15 protein-coding genes are annotated in these 17037 nt (G+C 50.5%); 8 read left to right on the forward strand and 7 right to left on the reverse strand.

Annotated elements, in window-relative coordinates:
* Positions 1 to 26: 26 nt before the first annotated feature.
* From Q1A04_RS09175 to meaB, 4 genes are all read left to right on the forward strand, one after another.
* Entirely contained in the window at positions 27 to 434 is a 408-nt protein-coding gene (locus Q1A04_RS09175) for a hypothetical protein (protein WP_299704351.1), read from the forward strand.
* A 341-nt stretch (positions 435 to 775) separates the two neighbouring features.
* Positions 776 to 2353 (forward strand): alpha,alpha-trehalase TreF, encoded by a 1578-nt coding sequence (gene treF / locus Q1A04_RS09180; protein WP_299704354.1) that lies wholly within the window; start codon positions 776 to 778, stop codon positions 2351 to 2353.
* A 145-nt stretch (positions 2354 to 2498) separates the two neighbouring features.
* On the forward strand, positions 2499 to 3650 hold the full coding sequence (locus tag Q1A04_RS09185; RefSeq protein WP_299704357.1) for a hypothetical protein: 1152 nt from the start codon (positions 2499 to 2501) through the stop codon (positions 3648 to 3650).
* Between the two features lie 132 nt (positions 3651 to 3782).
* Positions 3783 to 4763, forward strand: coding sequence for a methylmalonyl Co-A mutase-associated GTPase MeaB (gene meaB / locus Q1A04_RS09190; protein ID WP_299704360.1), 981 nt, complete (start codon positions 3783 to 3785; stop codon positions 4761 to 4763).
* Between the two features lie 269 nt (positions 4764 to 5032).
* Here meaB and folB read toward each other — a convergent pair whose 3' ends face one another.
* Genes folB through Q1A04_RS09205 form a run of 3 tightly spaced genes read right to left on the reverse strand, consistent with a single transcriptional unit; the run spans position 5033 to position 7312 of the window.
* Positions 5033 to 5389, reverse strand: a complete 357-nt coding sequence (gene folB / locus Q1A04_RS09195) for a dihydroneopterin aldolase (RefSeq protein ID WP_299704363.1) — start codon at positions 5387 to 5389, stop codon at positions 5033 to 5035.
* 8 nt (positions 5390 to 5397) lie between these two features.
* The gene (locus Q1A04_RS09200; protein ID WP_299704365.1) at positions 5398 to 6384 is read right to left on the reverse strand and encodes a DivIVA domain-containing protein; all 987 of its coding nucleotides are present in this window, start codon (positions 6382 to 6384) and stop codon (positions 5398 to 5400) included.
* Positions 6344 to 7312: a WD40 repeat domain-containing protein gene (locus Q1A04_RS09205; protein ID WP_299704368.1), complete on the reverse strand. Its 969-nt coding sequence runs from the start codon at positions 7310 to 7312 to the stop codon at positions 6344 to 6346. Before Q1A04_RS09205 ends, Q1A04_RS09200 begins: the two co-directional genes overlap by 41 nt.
* Before the next feature lie 84 nt (positions 7313 to 7396).
* On the opposite strand from Q1A04_RS09205, the gene Q1A04_RS09210 reads away from it, so the two are divergent.
* Both Q1A04_RS09210 and Q1A04_RS09215 read left to right on the forward strand, forming a co-directional pair.
* A complete protein-coding gene (locus Q1A04_RS09210) occupies positions 7397 to 8035 on the forward strand; it encodes a 4'-phosphopantetheinyl transferase superfamily protein (RefSeq protein WP_299704371.1) in 639 nt (212 codons plus the stop codon).
* A 30-nt stretch (positions 8036 to 8065) separates the two neighbouring features.
* Entirely contained in the window at positions 8066 to 8656 is a 591-nt protein-coding gene (locus tag Q1A04_RS09215) for a thioredoxin family protein (protein ID WP_299704374.1), read from the forward strand.
* Between the two features lie 93 nt (positions 8657 to 8749).
* Here Q1A04_RS09215 and Q1A04_RS09220 read toward each other — a convergent pair whose 3' ends face one another.
* The 4 genes from Q1A04_RS09220 to Q1A04_RS09235 form a co-directional block, all read right to left on the reverse strand.
* Positions 8750 to 9598, reverse strand: coding sequence for a transglutaminase-like domain-containing protein (locus Q1A04_RS09220; protein WP_299704377.1), 849 nt, complete (start codon positions 9596 to 9598; stop codon positions 8750 to 8752).
* 109 nt (positions 9599 to 9707) lie between these two features.
* A complete protein-coding gene (locus Q1A04_RS09225) occupies positions 9708 to 11336 on the reverse strand; it encodes an acyl-CoA carboxylase subunit beta (protein ID WP_299704379.1) in 1629 nt (542 codons plus the stop codon).
* Positions 11337 to 11424: 88 nt separating this feature from the next.
* A complete protein-coding gene (locus tag Q1A04_RS09230; RefSeq protein ID WP_299704385.1) occupies positions 11425 to 12480 on the reverse strand; it encodes an MlaD family protein in 1056 nt (351 codons plus the stop codon).
* Between the two features lie 22 nt (positions 12481 to 12502).
* The gene (locus Q1A04_RS09235) at positions 12503 to 13285 is read right to left on the reverse strand and encodes an N-acetylmuramoyl-L-alanine amidase (RefSeq protein ID WP_299704388.1); all 783 of its coding nucleotides are present in this window, start codon (positions 13283 to 13285) and stop codon (positions 12503 to 12505) included.
* 84 nt (positions 13286 to 13369) lie between these two features.
* Between Q1A04_RS09235 and Q1A04_RS09240 the strand changes: the two genes are divergently transcribed.
* Both Q1A04_RS09240 and panB read left to right on the forward strand, forming a co-directional pair.
* Complete coding sequence (locus tag Q1A04_RS09240) at positions 13370 to 16069, forward strand: putative LPS assembly protein LptD (protein WP_299704390.1); 2700 nt, start codon at positions 13370 to 13372, stop codon at positions 16067 to 16069.
* Between the two features lie 85 nt (positions 16070 to 16154).
* On the forward strand, positions 16155 to 16973 hold the full coding sequence (gene panB, locus Q1A04_RS09245; protein ID WP_299704393.1) for a 3-methyl-2-oxobutanoate hydroxymethyltransferase: 819 nt from the start codon (positions 16155 to 16157) through the stop codon (positions 16971 to 16973).
* Positions 16974 to 17037 lie beyond the last annotated feature (64 nt).

A 17037-nucleotide genomic window follows, 5' to 3' on the forward strand; every position in this document is an offset into this window, starting at 1 on the left:
CTTTGTGACACTTATAAGATTCCAATATGTCTTCAAAATCAACAAAATACCTCCTGCTTGGCCTTGCCGCTGCCCTTGTCATATACTTCATTTACGACTCCTTCTCCCAACCCAGCGTGGACGACCTGAGAGGCGATTTTAAAGAAGCGGCTTTTTACCGCAACGAGAATAACACCGGACCAATCGTGCGGATTTATGCCGTAACGGTAGCCGATACGCTTTGGCAGGAAATGGAACAATATGGCAACTACATGCCACATACCAAGTACGGCACTACGCGGGTATACTTCTTCCTAAACAATCAACCAGCACCGGATCAGGTACAGCCCGGTCAGCAGAATTTTGAACCTCAATTCGAGCCTTATACCTTGGCCCGCTACGAAAAGGACGCCATGGGGCAAGTCTCCTTTATACGGCATCCTTTCAGGCGCTAACTTCTGACTTGACACAGGTGGCACGATGTAAACCACTGTCATTCAAACAGGTATAAAACTCAAGATAAAACAGGGAGACTGCTCAGGCAGTCTCCCTGTTTTATTATATTACAATAGTAATACTTTCAACGAAGTCAGACACTTCATACAATTTCAAGATTTTCCAGCAGGTATTCACGAAATAAAAAATCTTACTGGTTTATCGCTTGTGTAATAGGTTGCATAATAGTATACTTGACCCCTTGTTTCTCTAATTCGTATGAATACACATTCATATAAATGCGCTGACCATGAAGCAAGGCAAATCAAAAAAATCATACTTCTTACTAAACCTGATTCTTTTGCTTTTATCTTATATTTTCGCCCCTTCGGTGCAGGCCCAGTACCGACCGGAGACCGACTTGCAAGAACTTTTTCGAGATGTGCAGCTGCAGCCTATTTTCCCGGATTCCAAAACGTTTGCCGACTGTGTGCCCCTGAGGGAGCCAGAGCAGATTCTGCAGGCTTATCGGGAACAGCGTGAGCACCCTAATTTCAACTTAAAAGAATTTGTGCTGCAACATTTCCTGCTGCCAACACAGCCTTCCTCTAATTTCACAACCGACACCAGCCTCTCCGTAACAGCGCATATACGGCAGCTATGGCCCGTGCTTACCCGCATGCCAGACGAAAGCGGGGGATCGCTGTTGCCCCTCCCCCATGCGTATGTGGTGCCGGGCAGCCGCTTTCAGGAAATCTACTATTGGGATAGCTTCTTCACCATGCTCGGGCTACAGGTAAGCGGCGAGACAGCTTTGATTCAAAATATGGTGGATAATTTCAGCCACCTGATTCACACCACCGGTCATATACCTAATGGCAACAGGAGTTACTACCTCAGTCGCTCCCAGCCGCCCTTTTACGCGCTGATGTTACACCTGCTCACGCAGGAGATGGGTCGCGAAGTGCTACTAAAGTATGCCTCCGCACTGCGAAAAGAATACGCTTTTTGGATGGATGGCACCGAGTCGCTCACTGCGGCCAACCCGACACACCGCCGGATGGTGCTTTTGCCTGACGGCAGTATCCTTAACCGCTATTGGGACGACCAGCCGGCTCCACGCCCCGAGGCTTATAAAGAAGACGTGCACATCGCGCAGGAGTCCGGTAGAAACTCTGAAGAGGTATACCGCCACATCAGGGCCGCCGCTGAGTCAGGTTGGGATTTTAGTAGCCGTTGGTTTGCCGACGCCCAGAATCTGAGCACCATCCATACCACCGACATTCTTCCCGTAGATCTCAACTCGTTGCTTTTCCATATGGAGTTGACATTGGCTGAAGTGGCCGAGTTAGAAGGCAACAATTCTGAAGCCCGGCTTTACCGACAAAAGGCAAAAGCCCGTCGCAAAGCGGTGCTGCGTCATATGTGGCACGAAGCAGACGGTTTTTTCTACGATTACGATTTTGTGAAGGGGAGCACTACCAACATCCCAACACTGGCTGCAGTATTCCCGCTTTATTTCTGTATGGCCAAACGTCCACAGGCCGCAGCCGTGGCAGAGCGTCTGCAAAACGATTTCCTGAAACCCGGCGGACTGGCCACTACACTTGTACACACCGACCAGCAATGGGACAAACCAAATGGTTGGGCTCCACTGCAGTGGATGAGCATTCAGGCGCTTCGCAATTACGATCATCAAGATCTAGCCCGCGATATCGCTACCCGTTGGATTACCCTCGGCACCGAAGTGCACGAAAGCACCGGCAAGATGGTGGAGAAGTATAACGTGGAAGACCTCGAGCTTGAAGCAGGTGGAGGCGAATATCCGAATCAGGATGGCTTTGGCTGGACGAACGGCGTGTTTCTAAAACTTTTATCGCTATACCCAGAACTTAGACCTATCGCTGAACGTGAGCCTGTACTAATGGATCGCCGCTAGCGTTACCTGATTAACAGCATTGTTTTTAAGCCCGCCTTTCATTTTATTAATCGGGCATAATGGGTGGTTGCTATACCTGTCTTGCAAATTGCTTTCTAAACTGGCACTCAGTTTGCAACAGGAGCGTTATACAGATAAATAGCGTATGATTCAGTTTAAACATATTATAGCAATTCTAGTCTTGGCACTGGGCACGTTCACAGCTTTTGCGCAAGGCGAAACATCGAACTGGTACTTTGGCAAAGGAGCCGGTCTGATCTTCAAAGGCGACACGGTAACAGCAACAGTCAACAGCAGGCTGCAAACTGAAGAAGGCAGCGCCACTATCTCCGACAAGGATGGCAACCTGCTGTTCTACACCAACGGCATTACCGTCTGGAACAAACACCATCGCGTGATGCCAAACGGTAATGGACTGATGGGGATGAAGTCTTCTACGCAATCGGCACTCATTATACCTAAGCCTGCCTCTGACAGTGTCTTCTACATCTTCACGACCGATATACAGGCGCAGTCCAACGGCTTGCGCTACAGTATGGTGAACATGAATAGAGATGAAGGCAACGGTGCCATTACGGCTCGCAACGTCTTCATGATCGCGCCGGCCACCGAAAAGCTCACCGCCATACGCCACAGCAACAACCGCGACTGGTGGGTGATCGCGCACCGCTGGAACAGCAATGCTTACATTTCCTATTTGGTGACGGATGAGGGCGTTAGCATGGAGCCTGTGATGACCAACGTAGGTACTGTGCATGGCGGCGCGCACCGCAAGGCTATTGGTTACTTAGTGCCTTCCCCGGACGGCACCCGATTGGCCGCCGCTCTTTGGGACAGTGATAGCAATTTCGAGGTCCTCCGCTTCGACCGCAGTACTGGCGAAGTATCCGACCCTATTCTGTTAAAAGGCTATGAAGAAGCCTATGGCGTGTGTTTCTCTCCGGATGGCACTAAACTATACGTTACCGCTAACGGCAGAGGCGGCGGCAAAGCACAGGTGATACAGTTCGACCTACAGGCCGGCGACGAAGCAGCCATTGCTAAATCAGCGGTAGTAGTGGGAACTTCCGGCAGTCCGCGAATAGGCGCCATACAACTCGGACCAGATGGCAAGATGTATGTGGCCCGTCAGGACAACATTCACTTGGGTGTGATTAACAAACCAAATGTACTTGGCAAAGAAAGCGGCTACGTGGACACTGGCTTTCACTTAGGTGGCCGCAAAAGCGACCTTGGTCTTCCGAATTTCCCGCAAGGTATACGGTCTGGTGCTGTTAGGTCTGCTAATGTGAGATAAGGTATAAACAATTGATAGAAAAAGCCGGGCAGCGATGTCCGGCTTTTTCGTTTCCCATAAATAAACTGGCTCGGTAACGCATAAATTCTAAATTTGTATTACAATCGATTTTATACCTAAAGCTTTAGCGCCTTGGCAAAACGTTTCAGTGCTGATAAGTATGTAGCAGGCATTCTGGCCGGTGACCGGGTGATGTTGAGCCGTGCCATCACGCTCGTGGAAAGTCGACTTGCGTCGGACCATGACTTGGCGCAGGACGTCATCAACCAAGTGCTACCGCATGCCGGCAAGTCAGTGCGCATAGGTATAACCGGCGTGCCGGGCGTGGGCAAAAGTACCTTCATTGAGTCCTTCGGCAACTACCTGATTCAGGAGCAAAACAAAAAGCTGGCTGTGCTCGCCATCGATCCAACCAGCCAGCGCACAGGCGGCAGTATACTGGGCGATAAGACGCGCATGGAGTCACTCTCTATCAATCCGCAAGCTTTTATCCGCCCCTCTCCTGCCGGCAAGTCGCTGGGAGGTGTTACCCGCAGCACCCGCGAATCGATCATCCTCTGCGAAGCGGCCGGTTTTGACGCCATCGTTGTAGAAACTGTGGGCGTGGGCCAATCGGAGACGGCCGTGCATGCCATGGTCGACTTTTTCCTGCTGCTCATGCTGGCCGGCGCCGGTGACGAACTGCAAGGTATAAAGCGCGGCATTATGGAGATGGCAGATGCCATTGCCATCACCAAAGCCGATGGCGAGAACGCCATGAAAGCGAAAGCCGCTCGTGCCGAGTACCAGAATGCGCTGCACCTATACCCTGCGGCTGCCTCGGGTTGGCTGCCTAAAGTTTCCGTCTGCTCTGCAGTGGAGCAAACCGGCCTCGACACCATTTACCAAACCATTGCCGAGTATGTAGAGTTGACGTTGCAGAATGGCTTTTTCGAAAAAAAGCGCCATGACCAGAACTTGCAGTGGATGTACGAAGCGATACGCCAAGGCCTCGAAGACAATTTCTACGCGCACCAGCAGGTAAAAGACCAACTGCCGGATATAGCTGAGCAAGTTAAGTCAGGTAAAAAATCGGCTTTTGCAGCTGCGACTGAATTGTTGAAGCTGGTGTGAGTTATACCTAGTCCTCTCCTTTCGAAGAATAGGGCTCTTAAGTTCTAGCGAATTCTCCCCTTGAGGGGAGCGCAGAGGGGTGTTTTCGGTCAGAAGGAAAATGAAAAGGGCCAATTATTAGCTTTTCAGTCCTAAATTTACACCCCTATAATCCCCTCAAGGGGATAGTTTTCAATATAGCTTAACACCTTCTTAAAACAGGAAAGGAAGAAACGAAAACAGCCGGCACATTCCTGCACCGGCTGCTCTCTTATCAATAAGTAAAATCTTTAGCGGGCTTCTTCTAAGGTCACTTTCGCCCACTTGCATATACCTCCCAGCGGGGGGTTAAACTTATATACATTGATCTTGACGGACTGCACAAACGGAAAGCGCTCATAGATCTTATCGATGATCCGGTGGCCTAAGTGCTCCAGCAGGCGAGCGGGAGTTTTCATCTCCTCCAACGCCAGTGCATAGAGCACCTCGTAATTTACCGTCTCATGCAGGTCGTCGCTTTCGGCAGCGCGGCGCAGGTCGGTTTCAATGATCAGGTCTATCCCATACTTGTTGCCGATCTTCTGTTCTTCGTCGTAGTACCCATGGAAGGCAAAGAACTCCATGCCCTCCAGTGCGATCTGTCCCATCAGCGCGATTAGCCTAACTCGTCGAAGAAAGAACCGGCAGGCTTTTGCTGGCGCTGTGCCCAGTTGGCCAAGGCGTTACGCGACGGCTCCGTCATTGGTGGCTGAATCTCCGGCTGATCAGGTTTTACAGGCTGAATTTCAGGTATAGGTCGCTCGATCTCAGGAGCTGGCACAGTACCCGGATAGTCAGGTTTTGGCTGTTCGATCTCTGGCGAAGGTATATTCGGCACAGGAGTCGTCGGGTTTGGTACTTCCGGCTGCGGTTGTGTTACGTCCGGAGCGGGGTCGCCCAGTGGTTCGTATCCATTGCCACTGGCCACCACTGGCATAGCAGTTACTGCAGTGGCCGTAGCCTCTGGCAGTTGTATAGTTCGGTTTGTCGTGTTCGTTGTTTCCATATCTTTCAAGTTATGCAGCAACTCGGGCTGTTCCACCCGCAGTTCGGCCGCTCTTGAAAGAATACTGTTTGTATTGGTTTTAGGTTTAGCCTTTGTCTTCTCAGCTTTCTCCAATGCTTCGTTTGCCAGATTACGCAAGTCGCGCACCATCGTGTCGAGGTAGCTTTCCATGCGCTGGTAGTCCTGCTCCAAGGCCTTTACCTCCTGTTGCATTTCGCTTACCATGCGCTCAGCCTGTTTCTGGCTCTCCTCCAGCACCATACGGGCTTGGTTGCGGGCTGTGTTCATCAACTGATCGGCCTGCAGCTGTGCCTCCCGGATTTTCAGTTCCGAAGACTTGTTCGCCTGCTCCAGTATGGAGTTGCCCGTGTCTTCAGCGGTTTTCAGTGTTTTGTATAAGGAAGATTCCACCTCGCGCAGCTTCTGCGTCTCACGGTGAGCCGACTCCAGCTTGTTGCGCAGGTCTTTGTTCTCATCCAGCAATTTCTCCCACTGCTGCGATAAGGTCAGCAAAAAAGCATTTACTTCGTCCTTGTCAAGCCCTCTAAATGCCTTCTCAAATGTCTTTTGTCTGATTTCTAAGGGTGTAATCTTCATGATCCAAACTGAATTTTATATCCCACACCGAAATGGTGCGGTCATCGCTACACGAAACTAACTGATTCTGATGAGCCGACCAAAATAATTTATTCACCGATGTGCCGTGGCTCGCATTTCGGACTTTATCAATAACCTTGAGCAGTTTAAAGGTCTGGGCGTCCCACAGTTTTATGGATTTATCCATGCTGCAGGTCGCAAAATAGCGTCCGTCAGGGCTATAGGTTATGTGATTGACGGTATACATGTGCGCGATCACATAGCCGCGCTCCTTGTATTTTTCCTGCACCTGCCATACGCGCAGGTGGGCGTCGCGGCCGGCAGTGAGCAGCAGCGTGCCGTCTGGAGAGTAAACGACCGTGAACACGGAGTTGGTATGCGACGGCAGCTCGTATTTCAACTCCATGCTGCCTGCGTCGAATATCCGCACGAGGTTGTCGCTATACCCAGCGGCCAGTTCGTTGGTGGTTTTATTGTAGGCAAGGCAGCGCACGCTCTGGTCCGATTTGCGCACCATGCTGCGCAGTTCATAGTCCTCGGCCCCGATCACGGCTATACCTCCGTTGCCAAGCGCCACGTATACCTGTCCTGTTTCAGGCACGAAGGCTATATCGAAAATAGGCACCTTGGGCAGAGCCACTGATTTGTGAATGGCTTTGCTCTTGAGATCGATCACCTGCAGGCCTTCCATGTTCTGCCCGATCAGCAGCAGGTCGCGATCAGGTATAAAGCGCAGTGCGTATACCGAAGAGGTGACCTTGGCTACAAGTTCGCCATTGTCAGGCTGGTTCAGGTCCCAAGCAGCCACCATGCCGTCGGCGCCCGCTGAATATACCGTGGCGGGGTTAGCACCGCTTTCCAAGGTATACACACAGTCCCGGTGGCCGGTCAGGGTGGCGACTTTTTCTACTTGTATTTTGCTGGCCATCTATACTTGGTTTGTTAAGCTTAATTTTAGCTAAATTTACAACAATTGCGGCGAACCTATTCGTTGCCTTTTAAAAAATACGCCATGCCCCTGCTCCACACCCGCGAACTTGACTCCCATACCCTGCTAGGTGTATGGTCGTTGGAGGAGCGTCCGGAGGAACTCCTGCATACCCTGCCGGCCCACCTGAGTCCGGAAGAAGGGCTGGCACAGGCCCACCCGCGCCGCCAGCGGGAGTGGCTGGCCAGCCGCACACTGGCTTATCAGCTTTTACAGCGTTTCACCGACGCCCCCCTGCCGCTGCTGCGCGACGCTACCGGCAAGCCCATTTTTGCACAAAAGGGCTTCCACCTGTCCATAACGCACTCGCCCCGGCTTGCCGCCGTTATACTTTCCGAAAGGTATGATGTTGGCATAGATATTGAACTAGTGAGTGCGAAAGCGCTGCGGGTGGCAGACAAGTTCTTGACTGATCAAGAAAAGACCTTCACGGCAGACGATGAGCAACAGACTTGTCTGTATTGGAGCGCCAAAGAAACGTTGTACAAAATGTATAGCCAAAAGCAGCTCATTTTTAAGGAAAACCTATTGGTAGAGCCGGCACAGAGCCCTGAAAACAACTTGCTGCAGGGTCGCGTAATTACCGATAAATTTTCTAAATTGTATCAGATTCACCATGAGTTACTGCTTAACCATATACTCACGTATAGTATTGACCGATAATCTGACACACTCACCTTAAAACAAACTCATATGAAATACCTAGCTTCTTTTGTTGTAGCCTTGATGGTTACAGCCAGCGTGTTCGCCCAGCGCGGCGGATACCAGTTGGGCAGTAAAGTAGCTGACTTCTCGCTAAAGAACGGTCAAGGTAAAACCGTATCACTGAGCGACTTTACTGACAGCAAAACGGTCGTGGTCGTCTTTACCGACAACCAGTGCCCATACGCCAAACTTTACGAAAACCGCTTAGTAACGCTTTCCACCACCTATGCAGCCCGCGGGGTGCAGTTCATTTTTATCAACCCGGGTGTGGGCCTTGGCGAGGGTAGCGATAGGCCGGAAGACCTCGCCGCCAAGAACTACGGTTTCCCATATCTTGCCGACGAGGGTCAGCGCATTAGCCAGCAGTTTGGCGCCACCAAAACGCCTGAGGTGTTTGTGCTGCACAACATGGGTGGCGAGTTTGTGCTGAAGTATAAAGGCGCCATCGACGACAATCCGCAGGTGGAAAGCGGCGTCAAAAACAATTACCTAAAGTCAGTGATAGATGATGTACTGGCCAACAAAAACGTGAGCACTGCTGATAAGCGTGCGACGGGATGTATGATTAAGCGCTACTAATAATTCTTAAGCACAAAATAACAAAGGGGCCGCTCCATCAACTGGAGCGGCCCCTTTTCTTTTGCCTATACCTTGTCAGCGACTATACCTAAACTATATAGCCGGATCGTCATCCGTAATAGCGGTGAGCAATTTGGTAACTTCTGTGGCTTTCTCCAGATCCTTGGTCTTTTCAAACGCGAATGCCAGATTGCGCAACGCCCTTTTCACGATCTCGACATTAGAGCAGGGCTCATAGAAAATATCTACCGGATTCAGATTGAGCTGCACAATGTAATTGTCGATGTCTGCCTTAGAGAGCATCAGCCCTTTGTTGTAGACATTGATATAGAACTGCACATCGCCCTGCTTGTAGGTCAGGATAAAGAGATTAGGTAGGTTCACACCGTAGACAGGCATACCCAATCGCTGTGCAATAGTCATGTAAATAACGCAGAGTGTCAGCGGATTGCCCCGCCTCGTCTCCAGCGCCAAGTGCATCATAGAGTTAGATGGAGAGTGAAAATTCTTGGTGTTGGCCGTAAACTTCTTCTCTCGAAAGAGGGAATTATTGAGCGTCTTCACTTGGTCATACGGGTGCATGCTCTCCTTCATGTTTGTCCAAGCATCGAAGTATAGCTGATCCAGCGCCTTATGAATAGTAGCTAGATCCACATCAGGGTATAGATAGGAGTTCACCAACCACATCCCCTCTATCAGATCCAAACCACCGGTTTCTTTCCAGTTTTTGAGGCGCCTGAGCAGGCCCTCGAACTGAAGGCTGTGAATCAGGTCCTCGATCTTCTTCTGCAAGTCTGAGTCAAGGGTTTCTTCCCATTCCTCTTCCAGAAATGGAATGATCCCTTCACCCATTGATACAATCTTACCCTCTACATGCGACGCGACCTCATAATCCATATCATCCAACAGCGAGATCAGCGCCTTTATCTCCTTCTTCGTCACAGAAATATTTAAAACTTAATAGGTACTAGATATTCAATAGTTTACTCTAAACACAGGCAATCAGATACCTGATTACCTGTATTCTTCAACAAATTTCTATCAAAACAGCTTAGGTTTGGATCACGCCAACATTATACGGCTTCTCAATCGGGGCATGATTGGCAGCCTCTATACCCATGGAAATCACCTTACGGGTCTCCAGCGGGTCGATGATGCCGTCTATCCACAAGCGGGCGGCTGCGTAGTAGGGCGACAACTCTTCGTTATACTTGGCTGTGATGCGCTCCAGTAGCTCATTCTCCGCTTCCGGTGTTATCTCTTCGCCTCTGGCTTTAAGGGCTGACACCTGAATCTGCAGCAGGGTTTTGGCTGCCGCCGCACCGCTCATCACGGCTAGCTGCGCCGATGGCCACGCATAAATCAGACGCGGATCATAAGCTTTGCCGCACATGGCGTAGTTACCAGCGCCGTAACTGTTGCCAAGTATAACCGTAAATTTCGGCACTACCGAGTTAGCCATAGCGCTCACCATCTTGGCGCCGTCTTTTATAATGCCGCCGTGCTCCGATTTGCTGCCCACCATAAAGCCGGACACATCGTGCAGGAATACCAGCGGAATTTTCTTTTGGTTGCAGTTCATGATAAAGCGGGCCGCCTTGTCGGCTGAGTCGGAGTAGATTACGCCACCCATCTGCATTTCGCCTTTTTTACTTTTCACGATCTTGCGCTGGTTCGCTACAATGCCTACTGCCCAGCCATCAATACGGCCTAGTCCGCAAATAAGTGTTTGGCCATAAAGGTCCTTGTAGGGCTCGAACTCAGAGTTGTCGACCAAACGGCTGATGATGTCCATCATGTCGTACGGCTTGGTACGATCGGCTGGCAACTGGCCATAGATCTCGTTTTGGTCCAGCTTTGGAGCAACGGGCTCCACACGGCTGAAGCCAGCTTTCGGGTTCTCGCCCAGTTTGTCAAAAATAGTGCGGATATGATCCAGCGCCTCTTTATCGTCTTTGCACTTGTAGTCGGTTACACCGGATATTTCGCTATGCGTAGTAGCACCACCCAGCGTTTCGTTGTCGATGTTCTCACCGATGGCCGATTTCACCAAGTAAGAGCCTGCCAGAAATACAGAGCCTGTACCTTCCACAATCAGAGCCTCATCGCTCATGATCGGCAAGTAAGCACCACCGGCCACGCAACTGCCCATAATAGCGGCGATCTGCACAATGCCCATTGAGCTCATTACGGCGTTGTTGCGGAACATGCGCCCGAAGTGCTCTTTGTCCGGGAAGATCTCGTCCTGCATCGGCAAAAATACGCCAGCGCTGTCCACTAGGTATACGATCGGCAGTTTGTTCTCAATGGAGATCTCCTGCGCGCGCAGGTTTTTCTTGGCTGTGATCGGGAACCATGCACCGGCCTTTACGGTGGCGTCGTTGGCTACCACTACACACTGGCGGCCTTTGATGTAGCCTATACCTGTCACCACACCGCCGCTTGGGCAGCCGCCAACTTCTTGGTACATGCCTTCACCGGCAAAAGCACCAACTTCCAAAAACTCGGTGCCTTCATCGAGCAGGTAGTCAATGCGCTCACGGGCGGTCATCTTGCCTTTAGCATGCTCTTTTGCGATGCGCTTCTCGCCACCACCCAGATGCACTTTCTTCAGTTTACTTTTCAGCTGGAAACTCAGCTGTTTAAGGGAGTCTTCGTTCTTATTGAATTCGATATCCATGAAAGGGTTATTATAAATAAGGGGACTACTTACAATGAAAAATCCGCTTTATGGGCGGATTTCACAAATATACAATTATTAAGATGCATTATTGGCTTTTTGTGGTATCGGTGGCCGGTACGCGCAGTGTATCCGGTGCCGAACGGCGGAACTCCTCCGGGTTCTCATCTTGCAACTCCTTTACCTCCTCCAATGTGATCACGCGGCCAGTTTCGTCTACTTTATACCTGTCTTTGCGGCCAATAAGCGAGAAGTGCACGTAGCGCTTCGGATAGGCTTGAATGTCACGCAGCAGCAGATTGAGCGCCTCTGTCGAGTTATTCATGTTACGGTAAAGTTCATCATCATTCATAAGCCTGCCAATAGATCCTTGGTCAGAGTTAAGTTTAGCAACGGTCGTTTCAAGTTCATTTACCGCTGAATTTGCGTCGCGCACCAGTTTGTTCACTTCCACTCGCTTCAGCGTATCGGTAAGCTCGGTCATGTTCACAGCCAACCTGTCAATGTTACGCTGCGTCTGCTTAAGAGCCGATGTCAGTTGACTCAGGTTAGAGGTAATCTGGTTAATATTGCGCTGGTTGTTGGCAAGGATCGCATTGATCAGCCTTGTCGTTTCATTAGAATTAGCCAATATCTCCTGCAAATTGCCTTTCGCCTCACTGTCTAGCAGGCGGTTGACACGTGCCAGCGTGGTGTCCACCTTGTCGATTACAGGCACTGACTTGGATGAGAGCATATCCGTTATGCTAGTCTCTTTAAAGGCTATGAGTTCTTCGCCTCCATTGTACTGCTTGGTGTTGTTACGCAGCAGCAGGGTTATCGCCTTGCTGCCTAGAAGGTCAGAATTACCTAAACTGGCAATGGTCGAATCGCCAAGCTGCAGGTCTTTACGCACTTCCAAGTCCACACGCACCATGTTAGCCCGATCTGTCAGTAGTTCGAGGTCTTTTACATGACCCACCTGTATACCATTCAGAAACACCGGATTTGAGACGGTAAGCCCGTCTACGCTATCATACACGACATGGTAGGTATGCGTTTTTGAGAAAATTGTGGAGCCTTTCAGGAAGTCATACCCGAAATACAAGATAACAATTGCCGCTATACCTAACAGGGCAACTTTAATTTCTTTAGATATTTTCACGTAGGTGAGTTTGCTTTTTGCATTAGTTCATAGCTTCAAGCTCTTGCTTGTACTCCTTAAAGGCACGATATATACCTGATGCCATATACGTTTGACCGGTTTTATCGTTAAGGAATTTTTCTTCAGTGGGGTTGGTCAGGAATCCGGCTTCAATCAATACGCTCGGCATATAGGATTTCCAGAGCACCAGAAAGCCCGCCTGCTTTACGCCGCGACTGCTACGGCCAACACGGGTTTTAAACTCATTTTCGATCTTTTGGGCAAATCGGAGGCTGTTGTCGATGTAAGCACTCTGGTGCAGCGCGAACATGATGTGGCTCTGGGGTGAGTTCGGATCGAAGCCGCCATATTTCTCTTTGTAGTCGTCTTCTTGCAAAATAACGGCGTTCTCACGCTTAGCCACAGCTAAGTTGCCGTTGGTCGTGTGGAGCCCCATGGTATAGGTCTCGGTACCGAAGGCTGCGGGAGGTCCGGCGTTGAGGTGGATGGAGATAAAAAGGTCTGCGTTGTTTTTGTTGGCGATGCCGGCCCGGTCGATAAGTTCCACGAAAGTATCGTCCTTGCGGGTGTAAACAACTTTCACGTCGGGTACGTTCTTCTCAATTAAGGCACCCACTTGCAGCGCCAACTTTAAGGCTACATCAGCCTCATGCGACATTTTACCGTTACAACCTATGTCTTTGCCACCGTGACCCGCATCGATAACTACCGTACGCAGCTTATACGCCTTACGGTATTCGAGCTTGCTGGAAGAGCATAGTAATAAAATAAGGGCCAGAATTGAAATAGTAACAATATTTCTCACAACGCTCGTTAGTTAAAAGTTAAACAATAACTTTGTACAAAATAAATAAAACTTTAGGGAAGTCTGAAGAAGTTGCGCTACATTTTGATTTTTTTGCTGCTGGTACAGCTCGCCGTGCTTTCTGCCCAGCCTGTGTTGGGTCAGCGGGTGCGCCGCCCCACCAGTACAGCTACGCCAAAAGACACTGTTAGCATCAAGCCCCCTGCCGATTCGCTCATGGCCAATGTGCCCAAAGGCGACATTGAGACCACTATCAATTACTCTGCCAGAGATTCCATCTTGTTTGAGGTTGACCGCAAAGTGGTGCACCTCTATGGGGATGCCCAGATAGACTATGGCACCATGGAGCTCAAGGCTGCCTACATTCAAATTGACTACGACCTCAACACCCTTACGGCTACCACGCTTGTTGACTCCACTGGCAAAGAAGTTGGCACGCCTGTGTTTCAGGACGGGGCCGAGAGCTATGCTGCCAAGCGCATCGCCTACAACTACAAAACCAAGCGCGGACGCATCTCCGAAGTAGTAACGCAACAAGGCGAGGGATACATACACTCCGAGGTCGTGAAAAAAAATGAACAGAACGAGATTTTCGGTCTGCACAACAAGTACACCACCTGTAACCTCGAGCATCCACACTTCTACATCAGCGCGGGCAGGATCAAGGCCATACCTAACGACAAAATCATGTCGGGGCCTTTTAACTTGGTGATCGCCGACATACCTACACCACTTGGGTTCCTATTCGGACTGTTCCCCACGCCGCGTAATAAGCGTTCTTCTGGGGTAATCATGCCGACCTTCGGCGAATCACGTGCCCGTGGTTTCTACCTGAGCAATGGGGGCTACTACTTGGCCATCAACGATTACATCGGCACGCGCATTACCGGGGACATTTACTCACTGGGCGGCTACAAGGTAACGGTAGACAACACCTATATCAAGCGCTATTCTTATCGTGGCAATTTCAATATCAGTTACGATTACTTCAAGAATGACCAAGCAGGTATAGACGACCCGTCAAGGTCGACTACCAACTTCAGCGGACTGCCTCCCTCACAGCGCACAGCCTTCGTAAACTGGACGCACAGCCCCGTACAGAAACCGGGCCGCGGACGCTTTACCGCCAACGTAAGAGCAGGTAGCGGGCAGCACAACCGCGTGAACTTCAACAGTCCGAACCAGTACCTGACACCGACGTTCAACTCGACTATCACCTACCAGAAAAACATACAGAACTCCCCGTTCAGCTACACGGCGACGCTGAGCCAAGGCCAAAACAACGGTGGCTTCGTGGGAGAGGAAGAAAACCGGAGACCTGCGCCCACGGTTATGAACTTCGTGCTGCCGGATCTTAACTTTGCTATGACGCAGACGAGTCTGTATGAGATTTTCTCGAAAAACGTGCCGACTGGTAAGTGGTATGAGAACTTCACGTTTGGCTACAACCTCCGGGCCCGAAATGAGGTGTCAAACAGAGAAACTGCACGCAGCCTAGGTAATGTGCCTTTGATTGGCGGTACTGACAGGGACTCTATCTTTGGGATCAACTTCGACAACCTAGATCGCCTGTGGCGCAACGGCCGAAAGAGCGCCGACCACAACTTCCAGATCGGACTGGGCAACTACAAAGTACTCCGTCACTTCAACTTGACACCTACTGTGAGCTACCGGGAGTCATGGTTCGATAAAAAACTCTCCTATACCTTCAACCCCGAAGCGCAAGCAGTGCAGGTAGACACGGCTGGATTTGGCAGAGTATACGAATACGGTGCGGGCGCCTCTCTAAACACGACCGTATACGGCACCGTCAATTTCCGGAAAGGCAATCGTGTGGAAGCCATACGCCATATCATGCGCCCTAGCCTGAGCTATAATTACCGGCCTAACTTCGACGATGAACAGCGCTTTGGTTTTGCCCAGACCATACAGGTGGGCACGGACTCGCTTACTAACCAGCCCATTTTTCAGCGGCTGCCACGCTTCAGCGGCAATGTGCCCACTGGCGGCATGGCCAGCGGATTGGGTATTAGTTTAGACAACCAACTACAAATGAAGGTGCGCTCCCGCTCCGACACTGCTGCAACAACTTCGGAGAAAGTAAGCATCCTCGACAACTTCCGCATCAGCACCTTCTACAACTTCGCTCAGGATACCATGCGTCTGAGTCCAATTAACGTGAGCATGAACACACGTCTGTTTCAGATATTCGACGTGAACTTTAACTCGATCTTCAACCCTTATCAACTAAGTCCCAATGGCGACCGGGCCATCAACCGCTACATGATAGAAGGGGGTGGCTTTAAGCTGGCAAGGCTTACAAACGCCAACTTGAGTGTGCGCGCCAATTTTAACCCGGAAGCCCGTAATACCAGCGCGCCGCCGCCTTCGAACCTGCCAGGTATGCTGGATCCGATGGACCCGCTCATTCCAGAATACGTGGACTTTAACATCCCTTGGACGCTGAGTTTGGACTATACGATCTACTACATAGGAGCTATGGGGCAGCAGGGGGCAGACATCACTCAGAATATTGGTGTGCAGGGCACGCTGAACCTGACTGAGAAATGGAAGTTTGGTTACATGGCCGGCTACGATTTTACGAATAAGAATGTCTCCAATGCCAGCGTGGACATATACCGTGATCTGCACTGCTGGGAGATGAGCATCGGCTGGCGGCCTTTCGGTTTGATGCGGGGCTATAACCTGACGATCAATGCCCGCTCATCGCTGCTGCGTGATTTGCGCCTCACCCGAAACAGATCGGGTATGAACTTCAGATAAGATACAAAACAGCCGCTCCTGCAAAATGGGTGGCTGTTTTTGTTTTGATTTTTATAATTTTGGATCGAACCTTAAACAGCACACTATGTCTGTCCATAAAAGCGACCTCAAAAAAGTAACCACACACCAGTTGCAGAACATGAAAGAGCGCGGCGAGAAAATCTCCATGCTCACGGCTTACGATTATTCCATGGCCACTATTCTGGATGCAGCCGGCGTGGATGTGCTGCTCGTAGGCGACTCGGCCTCCAACGTAATGGCCGGTCACGAGACAACACTCCCGATTACACTGGACCAGATGATCTACCACGCCTCTTCGGTTATCCGAGGTGTGAACCGCGCTTTTGTGGTAGTGGATCTGCCGTTTGGCTCTTACCAAGGAAACTCTTCGGAGGCGCTGCGCTCCACCATCCGCATCATGAAGGAGTCGGGTGCGCATGGCGTGAAACTGGAAGGCGGCGCAGAGATAAAAGAGTCTATTATACGCATCCTGAGTGCGGGTGTACCGGTGATGGGCCACTTAGGCCTGACACCGCAGTCCATCTACAAATTCGGCACCTACACGGTTCGCGCCAAAGAAGAGGTCGAAGCCCAGAAGCTGATTGATGATGCGCTATTGCTGCAGGCGCTCGGCTGTTTTGCCATTGTACTGGAGAAGATTCCTTCTGAACTGGCAAAACGCGTGGCAGAAAAACTGGAGATCCCTATCATAGGTATAGGCGCTGGTCCACACGTGGATGGGCAGGTACTGGTGGTACACGATATGCTGGGCATCAACAAAGAGTTCAAGCCACGCTTCCTTCGCCGCTACGCCGATATGCACAGCATCATGACCGACGCTGTGCAGAACTACGTGAAAGACGTGAAGAGCAAAGACTTCCCGAACGATAAAGAAGCATATTAACTAATGAATAATGGACTAATGATTACTGAGTAATTCGCTTTGGATTATTCATTAATCATTAGTC

The sequence above is a fragment of the uncultured Pontibacter sp. genome (assembly GCF_947499215.1).
Classification (GTDB): domain Bacteria; phylum Bacteroidota; class Bacteroidia; order Cytophagales; family Hymenobacteraceae; genus Pontibacter.